Origin of the sequence: Polynucleobacter sp., assembly GCF_030693775.1 — a bacterium.
Lineage (GTDB): Bacteria > Pseudomonadota > Gammaproteobacteria > Burkholderiales > Burkholderiaceae > Polynucleobacter.
In genome coordinates this window covers 83,716-102,715 of the sequence record NZ_JAUXZY010000002.1, presented here as the reverse complement: position 1 = coordinate 102,715, position 19,000 = coordinate 83,716, and the positions used below count along the sequence as shown (strand labels likewise).

Below are 19,000 nucleotides of genomic sequence, written 5' to 3'. Positions count from 1 at the left end.
ATGATTCAAATCTAAAGCATGAGTTGGTTGTATGCTTGCTATAGCGCAACCAATGATTACCTTGTACTGATCTATGAGCTATACCTCTATTAGCATTCTTAAATTATCAGCAACCCTTCCTCAAGTTAGAGACATTACTGAATTACTTGGGTATAAAAAAGTTAAAAATGCTTTCAAAGCGCCCAATCAAATCGCAAGCTATTACTGGTTTGATGAAAAGGATTATCGCTCTTGGACGGGTGTTGAGTTGGAGGTATATAAAACAAGAAAAGGTCCAATTAAGATTTTCACAAGATCAAGAGTTTCGAGAAGTTATTGGGATCTTTTGCAGCAAAATAGAACTTTGAAGTTATTGAGGGATCTATTTGGCGGTCATTTTGAAAGTGATGCAGGCAAAAATCGCTATTGGCGTCCAAATGGAGCAGCACCTTCACCGTTGTCCTCCGGTTGTTATCTTGCTCGTTGGAGGTTTCACAACAATCTTCAGCGAGCTGAGCTTTATCTGCAGCATCGTAACCTAGGTGGTGACTTAGCAAAAGATGTGCCTTCGGGACTTCCTTTTATAGATGAATTAAATCCACGCTTATTATCAAATAATATGTTGGTTCCCTATTTAATAGCGGCATGGGAAGAATATTTCCGAGCAACTTTTACTGCTTGTTTGCGCTACTCTCGGAAAAGAGAGTCCGCACTAAAGCAAGCAAAGCTTGGCCATGTTGAATTTGAGCAATTGATTGCGGGCAGCCTACAAGCGGAAAGATTAATAGCGGAATCTTTTTCATTCCAACGTCCAAGCATAATTGCAAAAAATTTTGGATATGTCGATTCTAAAATTGATATTGCCGCAATTTTACGTAAGCCGTATAGAGGTAGAAAAGAAAGTCTATTTGATCTTATAGAGAATATTGTTAACGATCGAAATCAGCTTGTACATACTGGAGAAATAAACATCAATCTTTTTGATGCAAAATTAAAGGCGTTATTTGTAGATTTAACCCAGGCTGTAGACCGCGCATATCAGCATATTGCTAAGCAGAGCAATTTTGATCCAATTTATGATTATTAATACATCCTATTAAGATCTTAATCAGCACTTCTGGGGGTTATTTTGAATGATTGAATCTTATTATTGGCGAGAAGACCTTCTGGATCATGCTCGAAGACTTAGGCCTGTAAAAAATCCAAAGCGCTGGAGCGACCGTGCTTTGGTCATTTTTGAAAAAGAACTCATGATTTCTTTTTATATCGTCCGAACCTTACTTGAGAGGGATAAGACATCAAAAAAATCTGATGATTACAGAGTTTCAGTGCGCTGTGTGCCATGGAATAGAAGGTCTCTCACTAAGTTAAATTATTTTGATATTGAGAGGCTCTATTCTTTTGATCGCGAATTTGATGACAAGATATCCGTGAAGCATTTAGCCAATCAATTTATTCATTCCAGGGCAATTTTCGCAATACGAGATAAAACTCGAAATTGGTCTGAAATTATGCTTTGCTCGGACCGTCAGGCAAAGAATGTTCTTTATAGAGTCTCAATTGATGAAATTCGGAAAACTCTTCTTTTTGTGGGCAAAGACTATGCCGAATCCTTAAGCTACATATGGGATCCTAAAATTGAGGATTATCAAGTTAAGCGTGGTTGACTACCGGGTTTGCTAAATATCTATATGAAAAGATATAAGGCAACAGTAAATGCAGCAGGGATGTGGGTGGAGACCATTTTGTACGCCCAAAACCAGGCTCAGGCATATCGGTTGTTTCAAGCTATCTTTGGTGCCAATAACGTGCCACATCAACCCCTGCAGATTGGTTAACTATGAGATTTGATGAAATTGCCCCACAAAAGCCATTAAGCCCAGAGCAAGCTAGACTTAAATCAATGAAGGATCGTGTAAAGCGTGATCAGCAAGCTATTAAAGCTGAGCGGGCTAGGCAGAAGATTAAGGCTGGGCAGGCGGAGTTATCCGCCCAACATTATTCCAATTTTTTATAACTTATGAGAGTGTTAGACCACTTATCACGATCTGTAACTGGATCGGTCACGCATGTAGCCTCTATGATTGCTTGAATTCTGCTTGGCACTACAAAGTTGCTATTAGTGAGGTCTTTTGATAGTTTGCCTTTAATCAGGGTTTTATCATCAGCAATTATTGCAAAAAAGTCATTCTCTACATCGACTCCAACTAGTTTTCCGCTTACATCGATATCTTCTTTGTTTGCCTCTTCTGATTGCTCAAGTTTTGTAAGTGATTGGCTTAATTTTTCGTAAGAGCAGTTTGTTGAAAGTTGACGACCCTCAGGGGATGCCCACTCAAGTTTTATGGCAACCGTTGAATCAACAAGAGTAGTTAATAGATTCTTAAATCTACTACGACTCAAAACATTAACGGCTTTTATATTTTTAACCATTAACTCGGGCGAATCTGTTTCTGAAAGTAGTCTACTAAGAGTCTCTAGCGCACTAGAGAGGGCTCCTCCTGGCAAAAGTTCGCTCCCTCTTGACTGAAGTCTAATTCCGAAAGAGCTCGCATATATTCCTGTGATGTTTAGTTCAGACTGATATTTTAAGTGCTCTGGAATTTTCCGAACGTTTGATTCGCTTGGCAGCATCAATGAATTGACTGTTGATTGAATTGCATTCAAAATTAATCCAAGCTTTCCGCATGAAAGTTCATATGCATTTGATTTTTTTACAAAAGCAATATCTAAAACTTCTCTTTTTGAGCTAAGCGCCAATGCGTCAGTTGATATTAATTTATCTGGCAAAGTTTTTGTTTCAACACTTAGAAAGTATGATTCTGGTGGAAGCCAATCTTCCTCAATTTGATCGCAGGAGATTTCATTAACTGAAAGCGAGTTATGAAAAGGTTTTACTATGTATGCACAATAATCCTCTGGATTCTTTAGAGCTTGATGTATAGAGATTTGTCCAGATTTCAAGCTATTAAGTCTTTCTGGACTCACTCTTTCATAGAGCCATTCATCCCCTTGATCTGTTTCATCTACCCAATAAACTAAATACTGTTGACCAGTTAAGTCTCGACAACTATAGAATCTCGGACCATCATGAAAAATGAAAATTTCTAATGGGGTAAGGTTAGCGATGATTTTCTTAAAAAATTCAGAGCTATTCATTTACGGCTTCTGCAAAATTTATGTGTGGCGCCTGAATTTTTGACCACCAAGTAATGTGTGAATCCTTGTTGGATAGTAACAATGGACCGTCACCTTGACTGATTAACCCCTTGGCAATTTTTCTATTTCTCAATGCTTTGAACGCATCTCTTTTATCGATAATCTCATTTAATTTAGAAAAAACCGAAACTCCACAGGCCATACACAACTTATCGGGCGAAAAATTTCTGTGTGGATATTCAACGAGCGCTGGCTTAAAATCTTCGATAGTTGGAGGGAGCGATCTTACAAGCCTGAAAACTGTAACCTCTAGATCTTGTGAGTCGGCTGGTGGGCATTCAGGAGGAAAGTATTGTGGCCAAGACATGTCGTGGATTTTATATCTCTTTTGATATGGTCAAATAACTATTTAGATTAATTTTTGGTTTCATGTATAAAAAAGAAGGGTTAAATGCAATTTGTTTAATCGGGCTGGGATCTACTTCTCTTAAAAAAGTTTTTTCCTGGGGATATCTGAAGTTGTTATTAGGTTATTCCACCACTGCTTTTTGTCGCATCTAATTGACCTTGATAATAGCCGGCATCGTAATAGCGCTGGATTTGATCTCCCTCTCCATCTGGTACCGTACCTGGACGTTCTGGCATAGGCGGTTTCGTTGGTTGAATTGACATCCATCCGTCGGTATAGCCTTGTTGCCATGCCTCATTAATATCTTTAAATCTGCGCATACTAACTCCTCGTCGGTATTGGATTGAGTAATTAGAGCTTAATCATATACTTCATGAACTAGATATTTACCCTTGTATTAAGTATCTAGAGACCCTTAAGTGTCTCGAAACGCGACACTTGCCGGTTATAAAATCCCTTAAATCAGAGCTAGACAGTTATATGCACCATAACTAAACTGAAAATAGTTATTTTTGGGGTCTTTATGAAATTCTTAGTATTTGTTTGTTCGCTTGTAGCATCCAGTTTAGTAAGTGCCGCCAGTTATGACTGTGCTGTTACAAGGAAGCTAGATTTTGAGAATGTCTATCAGCCAGCTCAAATGGAAAAATACAAGTTTTCCGCCAGAATTCACGATTCAGATAAACCCAAAGTCGATAGATGCAGTATTAAGCCTAATGACAATAAAGTCACTTGTGATTCCTACGATATTGACAGGGTGGAAGTAGACAAGCATGTGGGATACAAGAAATTCTACCTATTTAGAAGTCAGTACGATATCCAGCTCTTCCCAGATATGAAGTTTGTTGAGAACAATGGTCGTGGTGGAATTGCTTTTGGGACTTGCAAATTTCTATGAATGAATACTCTGGAATAGCCTTTTTTAAATACAGCTTTGCATCAACCCAAAATGATTTGAGGTGGAGTACTATTTATTAGTTAAAAACATAATCAAATGCCCACCTAAACAATTTTATGAAGGATTAAGTATGGCCACCATTCCAAAAAAGATAACCGAAAGAGTTGTATCTGGTATAAAAAAATATCAACCTCTTCTGGTTGCCGCAAGATCTAGAGATGTTGGCGAGGCGGATACCGTTACCCTGATTAAGGACATGCTCTCAGATATCTTTGGGTATGACAAATATTCTGAGGTTACTTCGGAGTTTGCAATTAGAGGTACCTATTGTGATTTGGCAATCAAACTCGATAATCGGCTGGCCATATTAATCGAGGCTAAAGCAATTGGGATCGAGTTAAAAGAGCAGCATATCAAGCAGGCAATTGACTATGCTGCCAATCAAGGCCTTGACTGGGTAGTACTTACGAACGGAATTACTTGGTTTGTTTACAAGGTAATTTTTGAGAAGCCAATCGATAAAGAGTTAGTTGTGGCATTGGATATGACTTCCATCAATAGTAGATCTAAGGATGATGTTGAATCTTTGTATCTGCTATGTAAGGAGGGATGGATCAAATCTGCTTTGGGTGACTATCACACCCAGCGACAGGCCCTTTCCAGATTCTTTATTGGCGCCATGCTACAAACTGATCCAGTGCTAGATGTGATCCGTAGAGAGCTTCGTCGCGTTTCTCCAGACGTCAAAATTGATACTGATGACATTAAGTCAGTTTTATTGAATGAGGTGATTAAGAGGGAAGTTCAGGAGGGTGATAAGGCTAAGGAGGCATCCAAAAAAATAGCCAAAGCCATCTCAAAGAAAGCGAAAAACTCTGCAGCTCAAGTCAAATCATCGGAGGCTCCTGTTTCAGCTGATATCCCCCCTTCGGAGTGATTATTCTTGGGCGTAAGCGGACAGTGGGCGAGTCTGTGGAGCTTGAGCACAGAATCCGTAGGGATAGGGCTGGGGAAGCCTAGTTTGTCGGGAAACACGACAAGCTAGCGGTCAATTGCCACCCTGAACCAATCATTTGCTGAGCGTGCTTTATGGTAGTGTAGTGTTGAATTGATATTTATGAATTTAAGTTAATGACCCAAAGCCGTGAAAAGAACAGGCGATCTCGCAAAATTGTAGTCAAGTCTGCGCCCATCAAAAAATCCATTTTCGAAAAGTGGAAAGATTCGAATATATTGGTGGGCTTAGCAACGTATGCAAGAAGATTTTCAAAGAATCACGCCATATTATTTTCGCTGTTTGGAACTTTTGTTTTAACATTCCCACCTTATTTTTTGCAGCAGTACTATCAGATAGATAGATTCGCATTAAAAATTAAGGAGTATTTACCCGATGCCGGAGAATTTCTTGATCGATATATGGTTATAGGAGTCTTCGCTAGTTGTGTGTGGGCATTTTTTATAATTGCCTTCTATAAATTCCTAAAAAGCATTTATCAGGAGAACCCAAATGGGTGGACAGAAATGCCTACACTTCTTCTCCGCTCAATCGACAATATTGTTGGAACTAAAGAGCAAAGATTTAGTCGTTTTTTGATAGATCTTCAAAATTCGGATAGCCCTATAAACATTGGGCAAACTTTCAACTCCATAACCCAGCCTGCAAGCCAGTTAAACGAATTAGTTCAAGGATTGCATTCATCTATGCTGGCGCTTTTGCAGCTTGAGAATCCAGGCGAAAAATTTACTCTTAAGGTTAATTTTGCGCAAATGCAAGATGGCTACATAAATGACATCCCGTTTCATTACCCTAATAATCACAGCGTTAAAACCCCGATTCATATATTGAATAAGCCTAATTCATCTATTAGGCATGCGGCAAATACAAAGTCCATTCTTATTATTGAGAGCATTAAGCGGGAACTGGATAAAGATTCACCAAGGTTTTCCCCGAATCCAACAAGAAAAGATGAGGATGGATCTCTTATTTGCTACCCAATTTTTTATGAAAAATTTAATTCTGTAATATTTGTAATTTCAATCTATTCTGATCAACCTCATTATTTCAAAACAAGATTTAAGGCTAGCTATATTGAATTGCTTAGATCTTTTGAGTTGCGCATGAAGTTAGAATTTTCTTTACTGGGAATAAGGGAGTTATCTAATGAGCAAGCTATCCAATCTTCAGTTGACTGAACGAATATTTCACAGAATTAATGCTGAATCTCAAGGTTTGAAGAAGATTTCTTCGCATGAGCTATTAATAGCGGCAGAGAAATTAATGATTGATGCCAAAGATACAATTAGGTGTTTTTCTCTGGCCGCAGGTGATGTAAACAAGTGCGATCATAAGATCGCTAAGTAACCTCTTGAGACGCTCATAGTTCAAACGGTCATCTAGCGTGGGCTATCCCCACTCGAAACGTTCATAAAGCTCCGCATTGTTCCGAACAGTCACCACATTTGACCAACCTACGAAGACAAAACCCCCACTATTGCTAGTAGGGGTTTCTTGATACTGGTGGGTCGGGCGAGATTCGAACTCGCGACCAACGGATTAAAAGTCGTGAGCCTTCATTTTCTAAATATCCATTGAAATAGCTGGCGGAAAAATGATTATCTGATCCTTATAAAATTATCATTTTGAGGTGCAGGCAATCATTCAGCGATATCATTCTTAGTTGCTGGCAAGTCTTCTGCAAGTGATGGCTTGAAACGCAGAGTAAATATTTTCATACCATTCTGTTGAGATTCTTCGAGCTCAGCTTGATGTACCTTGGCGAATTGATGGATAATTCGCAACCCTAAGCCTGTGACAGGCATCTTGCCAGTATTTTCGGCGAATGCATGCGTGAGTCCAGTTTCCTGATGCATGCTATCAAAATGATTGCTCACTCGTAACAGAAAATCCTGATCATCACGAATTACCGAAACTTCAATGCTGCCGGCTCCATGACGATATGCATTATCAATAAGGTTATATAGCAGGCGAGTAAGAGCTATTGGTTTGCACAAGATGGGGGCCGGGCTATCCTCTAGAATGGCCCGCAAATTAACTCCTACACGACGATATTGGTCTCGTAATTTTGCGACAAAAGAATTTAAATCCTCCAAAGACCATGACTCATTTGTCTCCACATTTAACTTTGATAGTTCGACAAATTGCTCCAAGATCATCCGTATTTCAGATACATCTTCAAGGGTTGATTTAATGGCATCGGGCTGTGTTGGCTCCAACATCTCAAGGGCGATTTGTAGCCGACTTAGCGGGGTCCGTAAATCGTGGGTTACTGTGGCTAGTAAGTTTTCCCTGTCATTAATAGTTCGATCCAGTTCGGAGCGCATATCATTGATTGCTCTGGTTAAAATTTTGATTTCCGGGGAAGCGTTAGGATCTATTTTGATAGCATTAAATTCTTTGCTAATAACAAGATTTTGAGCTTGGTCAGACAGTTGATATAAGGGTCTGGTTATTCTCCGCGCAATCCACCAAGCGGCGAGCAAGCTCAATACCATTGTTAATAAAAATGCCCAACCAAGATAGTTCCTAGTAAAAGGCTGCCCCTTGTAGCTAAATTTTAATATTAGACCTGGATAGTCGCTATTGGTAAGCCAGATCGAGAGATCCGGTATGGGCTCAAAATCAATAGATAATTTCCCATTTGATTTCTTAGCGATGAAATCTTGGATTATTGATATGCCTGGATACCAACGGGTACTTGTAATTTTTTCAGGAACTCTATCAACTAATTCAACCGTGCTGCTGTACATTTTCGCTTTAAGTGATAATTTTTCTATTGCTCTGTCACCCTGATCTATGCGAATTTGGTGTATAGCATCATTCATCATCAATATCGAATCGGCAAAAATTTCTGCCGGCGGCTTTAAGAGAAAAAAGCGAATTGCGATAATTAGCAGTAGTTGATTGATAACTAGAATTGCAACGAACCACAGCCAAAAACTGCTAAAAATACGATGTTGCGTAAATTGAAGTGCCCTCATAGGTATCATTAATCTTAGGGTAAAAATATGTAGCCTTGACCACGAATGGTTTGTATGTAGCCCATTCCATCTGGACGTTGTCCAAGTTGTTTACGCAATCTTGATATCAAGACATCTATGGAGCGATCATCAGATTGATAGTTTCTCCCATGTAATTGAAAGCAGATAAAGTCTCTCGAAATCGCATGGCCACGATACTTAAATAGTAGCTTGAGTAAAGCCAGCTCCGTTGCGGTTTGTGAAACGGGCTTTCCGTGACGAAGCAGTTGGTTGCGAGACATATCGAGCGAAAAATTATCAAATTCAACGGGCGCATCAATGGATAAGTTGATGGAGTCTGGGCTAAACCTGCGTAGAACTGCGCGTATGCGAGCTAATAATTCGCGCGTATTAAATGGTTTAGGTAGGTAGTCATCGGCACCTAATTCAAGGCCATGTATTCGATCATGATCTTCGCTGCGCGCTGTTAGCATGATGATGGGCGTGTTATTGCCGCTATTACGCAAAGACCGACAAAGCTCCCAACCATTTTTACCAGGCAAATTAATATCCAAGATATACAGGGAAAAGATATCGTTTTTTAATATGGCCCCCATTTCGTCGCCATCATTTGCACCCAAAACAATCATCCCATTTTTTCCTAAGAAGGAAATAAGAAGGTCGCGTAAGCGGGTATCGTCATCTACTACCAAAATGCGAGGTATGACGGGAGTCGGATTTATTGACATAGAGTCATCCTAACAGAGAACAAGCTCTGACCATGTCTTTCGCTGACCCGCATTACAAAACCTTACAAACATTTAGATCAAATTTAAGTAGAGTCTGTGATGTAGCAATTTAATTTGCTTAATAAGAAAGCATTCAAATTATTCTCTTCGTAGATGGGGTCGTTATGAGTACAGAGTACAAAAATATTAAAACATCTGCATTGAGAATATTTTGAGGCTTTCAAAAACTGTTTTCTATTGAAGCTTTCTAGAAAAATTGAATTTTAATCAGTAATTAATACTCATTTCTCATTATGTTCATAACTGCGGTTGAAAAAGATTTTGATGGAGTCAAGCAGACCCTGCTTAATGAAGATGCTTTGACTAGTCATGACACTTGGAAGAGTGTTGAGGCACGACATTTCATCCTGAATTTTTTACTTGTGATTCTTTGGTCCTCAGCGGTTCGGCCGATTAATCGTGAGTACGAGTCATGGTTTTTTAGTCGAGCCCGATTTGCGGATCGTCTCCTAAAGCGCTTGTCCGAGCCTGGTTGGGAAATTGCTGAGCCGACCGTCGAGCAGGGTATTACTAAAATCACTGCTGTTGTTGCTCAGAGTTTAAAAGGTAGATCTGGAAATATTGCAGATGCCATTGAAACATTGAGTCACTACCACTTCAAGCGCTATGATCGCTCATGGTCAAGCCTGCGCCCAGTCCAAAAAACATTTTTGCAAGAGTGGCCAGCGCCTAGTAAATTATATTTTGCCTTTGGACCCCATATTGGTATCGGCGATGAAATGATTCTATTTCTTGCGGTCGAGGCTTTTATGAGAAAGTTCCCAGGTATCAGCGTTGAGGTCTGGTCTCATTCAAAAGATCTTTGGAGATGGAACCCGAAGATCACCGCTTATCACATAGATACGGATGCCTTAGTACCTTTTGTACGTGCGCAAGAATTGCTAAAAGAAGAGCCTAATGCATTAATTGCATTTTGTGATTTCGCATCAGACAAGATATATAGAGAGCTTGAAACCGTCCCTGGTTTTGAACGATTTTTCTATTTAGACATAGGCTCAAGGTTGGTCCGCATGGTCAATCAGGCTGAGGGTTGCATTACCGAATATGAAAGCAGCGATGATGGTTTGACAATTTATGACGCACTTAAGGATCTACTCAGCTCTATTGGTATGGATACGCCAAAGCTAGGCTCATTAATCAAGCCCCACAGAGTTGAGGATAAAAAAACAGGTTTTCGTGTGTTTCTGAATCCTCATTCATCCAAGGAAAAAAGTGCGGTAACTGCACAGTGGTGGGCCGATGCCGTTCATCATCTGAGTTTTGAGCATCCTATTGAAATCACTATTGTTGCCGGCCTCAATGAGGCTAATCAACAATTTTCATGCGCTATTGCGGACTTGCTTGACAGTTCAAATATTCAAGTAGCGGTGCTTCCGAAGTCTGGACTAGATGAAATCATCAAAACAGCGTTAAGCCACGATATTATTTTGGGCCTCGACACATTTACGGCTCATATAAATACGATCAGTAAAGTCAATTGCGTGACTGTGTTCTTTGGATCTTCTGGTGATAGCTGGCGCGTCCCTCAAGAGACTGTCCTTAATCTTCAGATTACTGATGAAGGTTTGCTGGCAGGAGAATTGGCAATGCTACTGCTGCGTCCCGTCTCTGATGCTGTCACAGTGGCTATATTGTGTGAAATAGCCGAAATCACAGCTTCACTTGAGATGTCATTGGAGCGCGGGAATTCTTGTAGGGCCGTGCATGATTGTTTGGAAAGCATATTGCATCTAACGCAATCCTTATTTAGACATAACCATAAGTTGGCCAAAATTTTCACCGAATACTCAATGAGCCATATTGAATCTCTTAAGGGGGTTGTCAAGGTTCTTGGGGAAGATGAGCCTCTATCTGACTTGCAGACTCGAGCATTGAGAACTGCATCCATGGGTTGGAAAAATTCCAACCTTAACCGCTACTCTAGATATATCGCTTCGCATCAATTTGATGGAGCTGGTTTGCAGTGAGCTTAAATCAAACGCCACATCTTCTACCTCTGTTTCGCTCAATTGGCTGGCAATGTCTCGAGTGGAAGCCCAATATAATTAAGGGAAAGCTAACTGATGAAATGCCTGCGATTGCATCATTAATCGATGGTACTAAAAGTTTAAGCGACCTCGCTGCCCTTGGGGTGGATATGCGCATAGTCAATCAGCTAATTGAGCAAGACATCCTTATATTAGCGCCCGGTCGGATTGCCAATCGTGAATTGACATCTCCAACTGAAAGGTGGTCCGTAATTAGCCCACACTCAGACGATGCGGCACTTTCGATAGGGGGCACCCTAGCTCAGTTAAAAGGCTCGGTCGAGATATCCATATTGACCATGATCGGACCTTCACGCTGTGCCGGTACCTGTGCGCCACTTTATGGTGACGTTGAAGTCGTCACAAAAATTCGCATGGCTGAGGATGATCTATATGGTGAGTTTATCGCGGCTAAAGTAGAGTGCGCAAATATTCATGATGTAGAAATGTATATTGATGCAAGCGGATCACGTTGGTCGGAGCGCATCATGGATAAGCCTGACGACTTTCGACTGAATCAGTATATATCTGGGTTAAAAGCGCACTTTGAAAGCCATACTCCAGATGTGATACTGGCGCCACTAGCGGTCGGGGCGCACAGTGATCACGCGGCTACCTATCAAGCTCTTCAGTCTATCTTGCCGGATTTGCTAAAAAAAGCCCCTGCAACGCGTGTAATGTTTTATGAAGACTTGCCTTACTGTCAATACGATCAAGCAGCATTAGTCGATCGGTTAGAAGACTTTGACAATCTCAAGCCCATAATTATCACAATAGATCCCACCCAAAAAGCAACCGGGATTTCTATATATCGCTCTCAATATATTGCCGCTGATATCGCATGGGATGTTTTGGAATATGCCGAGAAGCTATCCGAAAAGGAGGGTGTTTATGTCGAGCGACTTTGGGAGCTTTCGGAGCCGCATGTCATATGATTCTATCCGCTTCAATTAACTTATTTGATGGCGAGGAGTTGCTTGATGCAAAGCTTCGAGCTTTGCGATGTCAGATTGATCACATTTCAATCGTCTATCAGAAACGCTCATATGCCGGCAATCCTTGTTCACCTTTGCTATTAGGGACGCTTGACTACTTATTGCAAGAAGGGTTGGTAGATGAGGTATTGGAATACGAATTTGAGCCGGATCCTTTCGCAAACCCACAGGTTTTTGAGGCGGATAAGCGTACTCGTGGATTGGAGCTAGCTCGAAAATTCGGTGCGACTCACTTCATTACTATGGATGCAGATGAGTTCATTCTTCCCGATGCAATGGCCTATGCTAAGCAGCAAGTAATTGAGCATGACTATGATGCAACGGCGTGTAAGCTGATCGATTATTGGATTTCACCACGGTATCAAGTAAGGGGGTTGGCTCAGGCGTGGGGCGATTATCTATATGTTCCATTAATCTATAAAATTTGCCCCAATATTGCTTTTACCGCCGAAAAGCATCACGAACATTACTATTGTATTGCAGATACCACGCGAAAATTACCGACAAATAATCCACATCGATTAGATGATCAAGTGATCATGCATCACATGACGACTGTGCGCGCTCAGCGTGATGGCCTTGTCAGTAAATATAAAAATCGATCCTCGCATATTCCTCCTATTTTGCCGGCGGAACATATGGCGGATTTATTGAGATCCTGGGCTCCAAATCATCATTGGGGTCCTGTAACGGATGAAATTGAAGATATCTTTTTAATAGAGCAATCCTTTGCCCGGCAAAATCTTGCGGGGCGCCCTAGTGGAGAGTCATCTGTCATTAGGGAGTGGGATATTAGTCGTCAAAGCAGTCTCCGGGGCGATTCAGAAGATCAGTCTCTCGTCGCGGAACTTGAGATTGTTACCAACATCTTCATAGATTTTACAAATCTACTTAAGTCAGATGATCCCGAAAGAGCGCTTATGCTTTTTGATCCGGGCTATAGAAATTTAGAAGAAGTGAAAAACTGGATACGCGTACATCGACATTTGCTTGCAGTTGTAGAGGGCAGCCTCAATTTATCCATGATAAGAAAAGAAAGTGGACGGTATACGGCCGTAGCAGCAGTTTCTTGGATTGGTGAACAGAAAGGGCCTCGTGCGAAAGTTAGATCTGATACTTCAAATGAAAAGATATTAAGTGAATCTGCTGTTGCCGCAACAAAAGATGTGGGGTGTAACTGGGTTTTGACTGGATTCGAAAACTTATGGTGAAGATTCTTTCTCATGTGAAATGGGCGTTAAGTTTTAACCATTTCCCCAATATTCATGTCTGTAATTGCAGTAAGTAATATGACGACGGTTCAAGTGTTGGGGTCACAAAAACTGGATTTTTATATATGGGCTTTTAGAACAGCTCTTGTACCTGGTCGACGATTCATTGTCTGGCAAGTATTTGACGCAGTTATAAGGGGTATCGAACCTATTGCCCAAGTTTTTTTAGCCGCCAACTTTATCTCTGAATTGGCAAAGCTGATCTCTAAAGAAGGGGGCGTAGAGTCATCCGCTTTTTTCTGGTTGGGACTGATGGCGGCCCTCACGATTTTTTCTATCATTTTTCGTCGTTTGAATGCGCTGGTTAACTCAAAGTACGAATTTCTTCTTCAGTTATTTGTCGAACAAAGCCTGACTGAAAAAGTGTATGCCCTTAGCCAACCACAGTTTGACGAAGAGCTTTTTAATCAAAAGCTTTCTAAGGCAATGATGGGCAAGGACTCTGTGATTGATATCCTGCGTAAGTTTTTAGATATTATTTCCTCTTCATTTGGTTTTTTCATATCAATCATCACAATAACGGTCAAAGCGCCCATTGTTGGTTTTGTGATGATAGTGGCGCTTTTGCCATTGTTGATTGTTCAGATAAAAATCAATCATCGTCGAGATAATGACGAAACACAAAATGATAAAGACTGGCGCATTATGTCAAGAACAGGCTGGGTTTTGACTGACCCAACTCGCATGCCAGAAATTAGATTACTAGGCTCCTACACTAAGCTCATTGAAATCTGGAAGTATCACAAAGAGAGAATTTTTAACAAGGAACTGCAGACCACTAAAGTTTCCGTCGTTAGTTTGTCGCTAGCTGAGTCTGTAAGCCTTGCGGGCGAATTATTTTCTAATATCTGGTTTTTGGGTATGGCGATTAGTGGGGCCCTAAGCTTAGAAGCCTTTCTTTTCTTGCGTGGACTGTTGCAACAAAGCACATCCTCAGGAAATACGCTAGCTTCCACTATTCAAAGTGTCCATAAAAACTTTATCGAGGTTAAAAATTTAAGGGTAATTCTAGAATCAAAACCATTAATCTTGGATGGAACTGTTGAGTTGCCATCATCAGAGAGTTTGCATATTCAATTTAAAAATGTATGTTTTCATTACCCGAACGAAAAAAAAGCATTATTAAATAATGTGAGCTTTGATATCAAGAGCGATAGCAGAATTGCTCTAGTTGGTAAAAATGGCGCCGGAAAGTCTACTATTTTGAAGCTCCTACTGCGCCAGTATTTACCAACCAGTGGTCAGATTTTAATAAATGGTCGCGATATTAAAACGTTAGAGATCAACTCTTTTTATGATCGCATTAGCACCTTAATGCAGAATTTCAGCCTTATTGAGCACTTAAGTATTGCTGAAAATATCCGTCTCGGTACCAATAAAGCTTTGTCTATAGATGACATACGCGAGGCATCCAAAAAAGCTGGAGCTGACAATTTCATTAATAAATTGCGTCATGGATACGACCAGAGAATGCTCAATGTGTATGAAGATGGCTCTGAGTTATCTGGCGGAGAGTCGCAACGCATCTCTCTTGCTAGAGCGCTTGTCAGGCAATCCGATCTCCTAATTCTCGATGAGCCAACTTCTGCGATTGATGCAAAAGGAGAGATGGAATTTTTTAACAATGTTTTCGATGGGCACCGAGGCAAGGCAACAGTCATCGTGAGCCATAGATTTAGTACGGTTCGGACGGCAGACATCATTATCGTTCTGGACGAGGGAGCAATCATTGATTTTGGAAGCCATGCAGAGCTAATGCAGCGAGGTGGTTTGTATAAAGAAATGTTTGACATACAAGCGGAAGGTTATAAGTAGCCGCAATTTCTAATTGCCTACTATTTTTTTGTGTGCTGTAAGGATGTATCAGATTAAATTTCAGGAGTTTTTATGAATTCTATCCAACGAAATAATTACTCAATTAAGTCATTTTGTTTGGCGTTAGCTCTACCTGTATTGGTAACTGGTTGCGGCATGACGGGGACGGGGTCAGTTTCATTTCAGGCTATGTCCAATTCATATCGTGAGGTATTAGAAAGCTATGCTAACGATAATATTTTGATTAATGTCATCAGAGCATCCGAGCAGTTGCCAATGAGCTTTTTGGATATGCCTTCTGTGATTGGAACGGGTTCAGTTAGCGCATCGGTAGGCATTGGGACCAACATCATGAGTACAAATCCTGCCAGTGTTTCAGGTTTTTTCTCATCCTCTGCAGCGAACGCAGGGACATACTATGCTCCAAACGCCAGCTTGGGGGTCAATAATAGTTTTAACTTTACGCAATCATCGCTCGATAATCAGTCTTTTATGCAGTCTTTTTTAAGCGATCTAAAGCCGGAGGATATTAACAACCTTACCAATAACAATGCGGGTCCAAAGTCTATCTTGTATTCTCTAGTCATCGAAAACGTCCAGATTCGTGATCGTAATGGAAATGTAATACAGAGCTGGAATAATGATCCGACGAGCCCTCAATATGCTGAGTTTCAACGCACTCTCTATCGTCTGATCGATAGCGGCCTCAGAACTGAGGTAGTGACTCGAAGGGAGGTCTTATCTGGCCCCATGAATCTTGATTTCATATCGCAAAACCTGGATAAGGTTGCCCCTTTCTACGAAATGCCTAATGTCATGCTAGTTCCTGCCGATGGTAAGAATAAGTCGCGCATGTATGAGTTTGTCCGCTTTACACCCATTACTAGAATGTGTTTGATAAAAAACCAAAAAGAGGAAAACTTGCAGAAACAATTTACTGATTCTGCATTTTGTAATCCACATTATGCAAATGCTGATCGCCCCCAGAATATTATTGGTGACCTTTCCAATCCCGGCGCTACTCACGATGGAAAGCATACTCTTGCCATTAAGCTACGCTCCCCCAGAAATATATATTCCTTCTTAGGTAGTATTGCTTCGCTGCAGCTTCAATCAAACCCTAAAGTAATCAAAATCAAAAATTCAGACTATTTTGCAGCTAACCCAAGTACAGTTCAGGATTTAAATGATGATGCTTCTTCGGTGCCATTATTTGAAGTGTTAAAAAATAATAATTCCACTCGACCAATTTCCGTTGTCAACTATCGTGGTAATACATATTCAATTCCCGCTGACCGAGCAAGTAGATCGCGTGAAGTGCTTATTTTGCTCTCTGAAATTCTTACACTCAGTAAAGTGCCTGGCTCCATCCCTCCTTCGCCAGCAGTTCTTATTAACTAAGTATTGTCTATAGCATGCGCTTATGGAGTCTAGTGGAGTATTTTTAGAGTGGTATAGACCCAATATTGATTTGTCGGCTAACCCGACAAATCAATATTAAGCGTCCCGAAACAGGACGCCTATGAGAAGCTCAGTCTCGTCCCAGCGCCTGACATCCCCACCCAAGACGGTCCAATAGATCATCTATTGTTGCAAACAGTCACAGCAACATTCCGCATCACCAAAAGAAAAGGGACCACATTGCTGTGATCCCTTTGTATAACTGGTGGGTCGGGCGAGATTCGAACTCGCGACCAACGGATTAAAAGTCCGCTGCTCTACCGACTGAGCTACCGACCCAGTAAAGACTGAAATTATAGCAATTATTTTGTTTTGGCCTTGAAATTGCCGGGCACCTATTCTTAAGCCGCAGAGCGCCTTGCTACGGGGGGATTCTTGGCAAAGTAGTCCTTGATTCCCTGCAAAATTGCCTCTGCAATCTGCTCTTGATAGCCCTCATCATTGAGCTTTGCCTCTTCTTTTGGGTTGCTAATAAAGGCCGTTTCTACCAGGATGGATGGAATATCTGGGGCCCTGAGTACCGCAAAGCCAGCTTGCTCTACTTTGGGCTTATGCAGGGCTGCAAATCCGCCAATGCGCTGCAATACTGCGCTTCCGACCTGAACCGAATCCTTGATTTGCGCGGTGGTCGACATATCGAGAAGCAGGTGCGCTACTTGGGTATCGGTGGTCTTGATATTGATGCCGCCAATGAGGTCCGATGCGTTTTCTTTATTGGCCATCCATCGCGCGGTGGTGCTGGTTGCGCCTTGTTGCGATAGGGCAAAAACAGAGGCGCCCCGGGCATGCGGCTGAATAAATGCATCCGCATGAATCGAGACAAATAAATCAGCACCCACTTGGCGGGCTTTGCGAACCCGAGTATGGAGCGGCACAAAGTAATCGCCATCGCGCGTCATAAAGGCCCGCATATTAGGCTCGTTTTCAATCTTGGTGTTGAGGCGTTTGGCAATCGACAGCACAATGTTTTTCTCATAACTACCCCTAGCGCCAATGGCTCCCGGGTCTTCGCCGCCGTGCCCTGGGTCTAGGGCAATCGTGATCAGTCGTTTAAAGCGGGGGCTGGTAGCGGTGTCTTTGGGGGCTGGAATGGCTTGCGCAACCGGCGCGTCTTGGCGATGGGCAAATTGCGCGATCAGATCTTCCTCATTCTTTTTCTCCAGCGCCTGCTCTTTTTTTGCGCTGCTGCGAACCAGTTGCATGAGTGGATCGGGCGGGGTTGTGGGGTAAAGATCAAACACAGAGCGGAATTTGTATTCAGCAACGGGCTCCAGGGTGAAGAGTTGCGGCTTAATCGGCTCTTTCAGATCAAACACCAAGCGCACTACATTGGGCTGAAATTGCCCCACCCGAATTTGCGACACATAGGGATCGTTGGGCTTCACTTTAGCAACCAGATCCCGCAGGGTTGGATTGAGTTGCAAGCCAGTTACATCAACAACCAAGCGATCTGGCCCCGTCAGAATTTGGTGACTGACTTTAAGCGCGTTATCGGATTCGAGGGTGATGCGGGTGTAGTCTTCGGATGGCCAAACGCGCACACCCAAAATCGTCGCTCCCCACGCGATGTCAGCTTTACCTAATAGCAGTATTAAGCCTAGCGTTGTAGCCGAGCCTTTAAGGTGTTTGCGCCGATTGGGGTTAATGTGATCTGCCATTGGCCCTGATTTTAGGGGAGATCGCGTTGCAATTGGGTGAGCAGTCTTAAGCCCAAATCGCTCAGGGCTTTGAGCTCAAATTGCCGTTCGGTCTCTTGTTCGCCTGTCGTAATCGCAATTTGCAGATCAAGCTGGGGAAGGGTGCCTGCTGCTTTTTCTGGCCACTCAATCAGGCACATGCCGGGCGCATCAAAATGCTCTGCCAAACCAGCTTCTTGCCACTCAAGGGGTGTGCGCATGCGGTACAAATCAAAATGAAAGGCCTGAGCAATTTGTTTACTGCACACAATCGGATAAGACTCACACAGCGAGTAGGTTGGGCTTTTGACCCTACCAGCGTAGCCCATGCCTTGAATCAGATAGCGCGTAAAGGCCGTCTTGCCTGCGCCTAAATTGCCTTCTAGGGCGATATTGACATGCTGTTCTGGTAAATGAGCGTCTGCGAAAAAATGCGCCAGCACGCCGCCAAGCGCCTTGGCGAGGTCAGCCGTTTCACTTTCTTGCCTACAATGTCTTTTAATCGATTTCAAATGGGAATCTG

Annotated in this window: 18 protein-coding genes and 1 tRNA gene; 11 read left to right on the top strand and 8 right to left on the bottom strand. The window is 41.9% G+C overall.

All coding sequences use genetic code 11. The features are described 5' to 3' along the window. Positions 1 to 73 precede the first annotated feature (73 nt). A complete protein-coding gene (locus Q8M75_RS01400; protein WP_305485406.1) occupies positions 74 to 1,066 on the top strand; it encodes a hypothetical protein in 993 nt (330 codons plus the stop codon). A gap of 46 nt (positions 1,067 to 1,112) precedes the next feature. Continuing rightward, positions 1,113 to 1,646 (top strand): hypothetical protein, encoded by a 534-nt coding sequence (locus Q8M75_RS01395; RefSeq protein WP_108507855.1) that lies wholly within the window; start codon positions 1,113 to 1,115, stop codon positions 1,644 to 1,646. 331 nt (positions 1,647 to 1,977) lie between these two features. Here the strand turns inward: Q8M75_RS01395 and Q8M75_RS01390 are convergent, their stop codons facing one another. From Q8M75_RS01390 to Q8M75_RS01380, 3 genes are all read right to left on the bottom strand, one after another. Further along, the gene (locus tag Q8M75_RS01390; RefSeq protein ID WP_305485401.1) at positions 1,978 to 3,138 is read right to left on the bottom strand and encodes a DUF6575 domain-containing protein; all 1,161 of its coding nucleotides are present in this window, start codon (positions 3,136 to 3,138) and stop codon (positions 1,978 to 1,980) included. Beyond that, positions 3,131 to 3,505 (bottom strand): hypothetical protein, encoded by a 375-nt coding sequence (locus Q8M75_RS01385; protein WP_305485399.1) that lies wholly within the window; start codon positions 3,503 to 3,505, stop codon positions 3,131 to 3,133. The genes Q8M75_RS01390 and Q8M75_RS01385 overlap by 8 nt, the downstream gene beginning before the upstream one ends. A gap of 158 nt (positions 3,506 to 3,663) precedes the next feature. Next, entirely contained in the window at positions 3,664 to 3,867 is a 204-nt protein-coding gene (locus Q8M75_RS01380; RefSeq protein ID WP_305485397.1) for a hypothetical protein, read from the bottom strand. 203 nt (positions 3,868 to 4,070) lie between these two features. On the opposite strand from Q8M75_RS01380, the gene Q8M75_RS01375 reads away from it, so the two are divergent. From Q8M75_RS01375 to Q8M75_RS01360, 4 genes are all read left to right on the top strand, one after another. Next, positions 4,071 to 4,445, top strand: coding sequence for a hypothetical protein (locus Q8M75_RS01375; protein WP_305485394.1), 375 nt, complete (start codon positions 4,071 to 4,073; stop codon positions 4,443 to 4,445). Between the two features lie 130 nt (positions 4,446 to 4,575). Continuing rightward, positions 4,576 to 5,382: a type I restriction enzyme HsdR N-terminal domain-containing protein gene (locus Q8M75_RS01370; protein WP_216230595.1), complete on the top strand. Its 807-nt coding sequence runs from the start codon at positions 4,576 to 4,578 to the stop codon at positions 5,380 to 5,382. Between the two features lie 194 nt (positions 5,383 to 5,576). Further along, positions 5,577 to 6,638 carry a hypothetical protein gene (locus tag Q8M75_RS01365; RefSeq protein WP_288048591.1) on the top strand — a complete coding sequence of 354 codons (1,062 nt, stop codon included), beginning with the start codon at positions 5,577 to 5,579 and terminating at the stop codon, positions 6,636 to 6,638. Beyond that, the gene (locus tag Q8M75_RS01360) at positions 6,607 to 6,807 is read left to right on the top strand and encodes a hypothetical protein (protein ID WP_305485380.1); all 201 of its coding nucleotides are present in this window, start codon (positions 6,607 to 6,609) and stop codon (positions 6,805 to 6,807) included. Before Q8M75_RS01365 ends, Q8M75_RS01360 begins: the two co-directional genes overlap by 32 nt. Positions 6,808 to 7,100: 293 nt before the next feature. Here Q8M75_RS01360 and Q8M75_RS01355 read toward each other — a convergent pair whose 3' ends face one another. Together Q8M75_RS01355 and Q8M75_RS01350 are read right to left on the bottom strand one after the other, a co-directional pair. Further along, positions 7,101 to 8,444: a histidine kinase dimerization/phospho-acceptor domain-containing protein gene (locus tag Q8M75_RS01355; protein WP_305485377.1), complete on the bottom strand. Its 1,344-nt coding sequence runs from the start codon at positions 8,442 to 8,444 to the stop codon at positions 7,101 to 7,103. Between the two features lie 14 nt (positions 8,445 to 8,458). Further along, positions 8,459 to 9,172 carry a response regulator gene (locus Q8M75_RS01350; protein ID WP_305485374.1) on the bottom strand — a complete coding sequence of 238 codons (714 nt, stop codon included), beginning with the start codon at positions 9,170 to 9,172 and terminating at the stop codon, positions 8,459 to 8,461. Positions 9,173 to 9,465: 293 nt separating this feature from the next. Between Q8M75_RS01350 and Q8M75_RS01345 the strand changes: the two genes are divergently transcribed. The 5 genes from Q8M75_RS01345 to Q8M75_RS01325 all read left to right on the top strand — a co-directional run bounded on the left by Q8M75_RS01345 (position 9,466) and on the right by Q8M75_RS01325 (position 16,741). Continuing rightward, entirely contained in the window at positions 9,466 to 11,199 is a 1,734-nt protein-coding gene (locus tag Q8M75_RS01345) for a hypothetical protein (RefSeq protein ID WP_305485372.1), read from the top strand. Beyond that, positions 11,196 to 12,194: a PIG-L deacetylase family protein gene (locus Q8M75_RS01340; protein WP_305485369.1), complete on the top strand. Its 999-nt coding sequence runs from the start codon at positions 11,196 to 11,198 to the stop codon at positions 12,192 to 12,194. The genes Q8M75_RS01345 and Q8M75_RS01340 overlap by 4 nt, the downstream gene beginning before the upstream one ends. Next, complete coding sequence (locus Q8M75_RS01335; RefSeq protein ID WP_305485368.1) at positions 12,191 to 13,465, top strand: hypothetical protein; 1,275 nt, start codon at positions 12,191 to 12,193, stop codon at positions 13,463 to 13,465. Before Q8M75_RS01340 ends, Q8M75_RS01335 begins: the two co-directional genes overlap by 4 nt. Positions 13,466 to 13,543: 78 nt before the next feature. Then, complete coding sequence (locus Q8M75_RS01330) at positions 13,544 to 15,340, top strand: ABC transporter ATP-binding protein (protein ID WP_305485366.1); 1,797 nt, start codon at positions 13,544 to 13,546, stop codon at positions 15,338 to 15,340. Between the two features lie 72 nt (positions 15,341 to 15,412). Further along, positions 15,413 to 16,741: a hypothetical protein gene (locus tag Q8M75_RS01325; RefSeq protein ID WP_305485365.1), complete on the top strand. Its 1,329-nt coding sequence runs from the start codon at positions 15,413 to 15,415 to the stop codon at positions 16,739 to 16,741. 263 nt (positions 16,742 to 17,004) lie between these two features. Here the strand turns inward: Q8M75_RS01325 and Q8M75_RS01320 are convergent. From Q8M75_RS01320 to tsaE, 3 genes are all read right to left on the bottom strand, one after another. Continuing rightward, positions 17,005 to 17,080: transfer RNA gene (locus tag Q8M75_RS01320), tRNA-Lys, on the bottom strand. A 62-nt stretch (positions 17,081 to 17,142) separates the two neighbouring features. Continuing rightward, complete coding sequence (locus Q8M75_RS01315) at positions 17,143 to 18,459, bottom strand: N-acetylmuramoyl-L-alanine amidase (RefSeq protein WP_305485363.1); 1,317 nt, start codon at positions 18,457 to 18,459, stop codon at positions 17,143 to 17,145. Between the two features lie 11 nt (positions 18,460 to 18,470). Further along, positions 18,471 to 18,989, bottom strand: coding sequence for a tRNA (adenosine(37)-N6)-threonylcarbamoyltransferase complex ATPase subunit type 1 TsaE (tsaE, locus tag Q8M75_RS01310; protein ID WP_305485361.1), 519 nt, complete (start codon positions 18,987 to 18,989; stop codon positions 18,471 to 18,473). Positions 18,990 to 19,000: the final 11 nt, after the last annotated feature.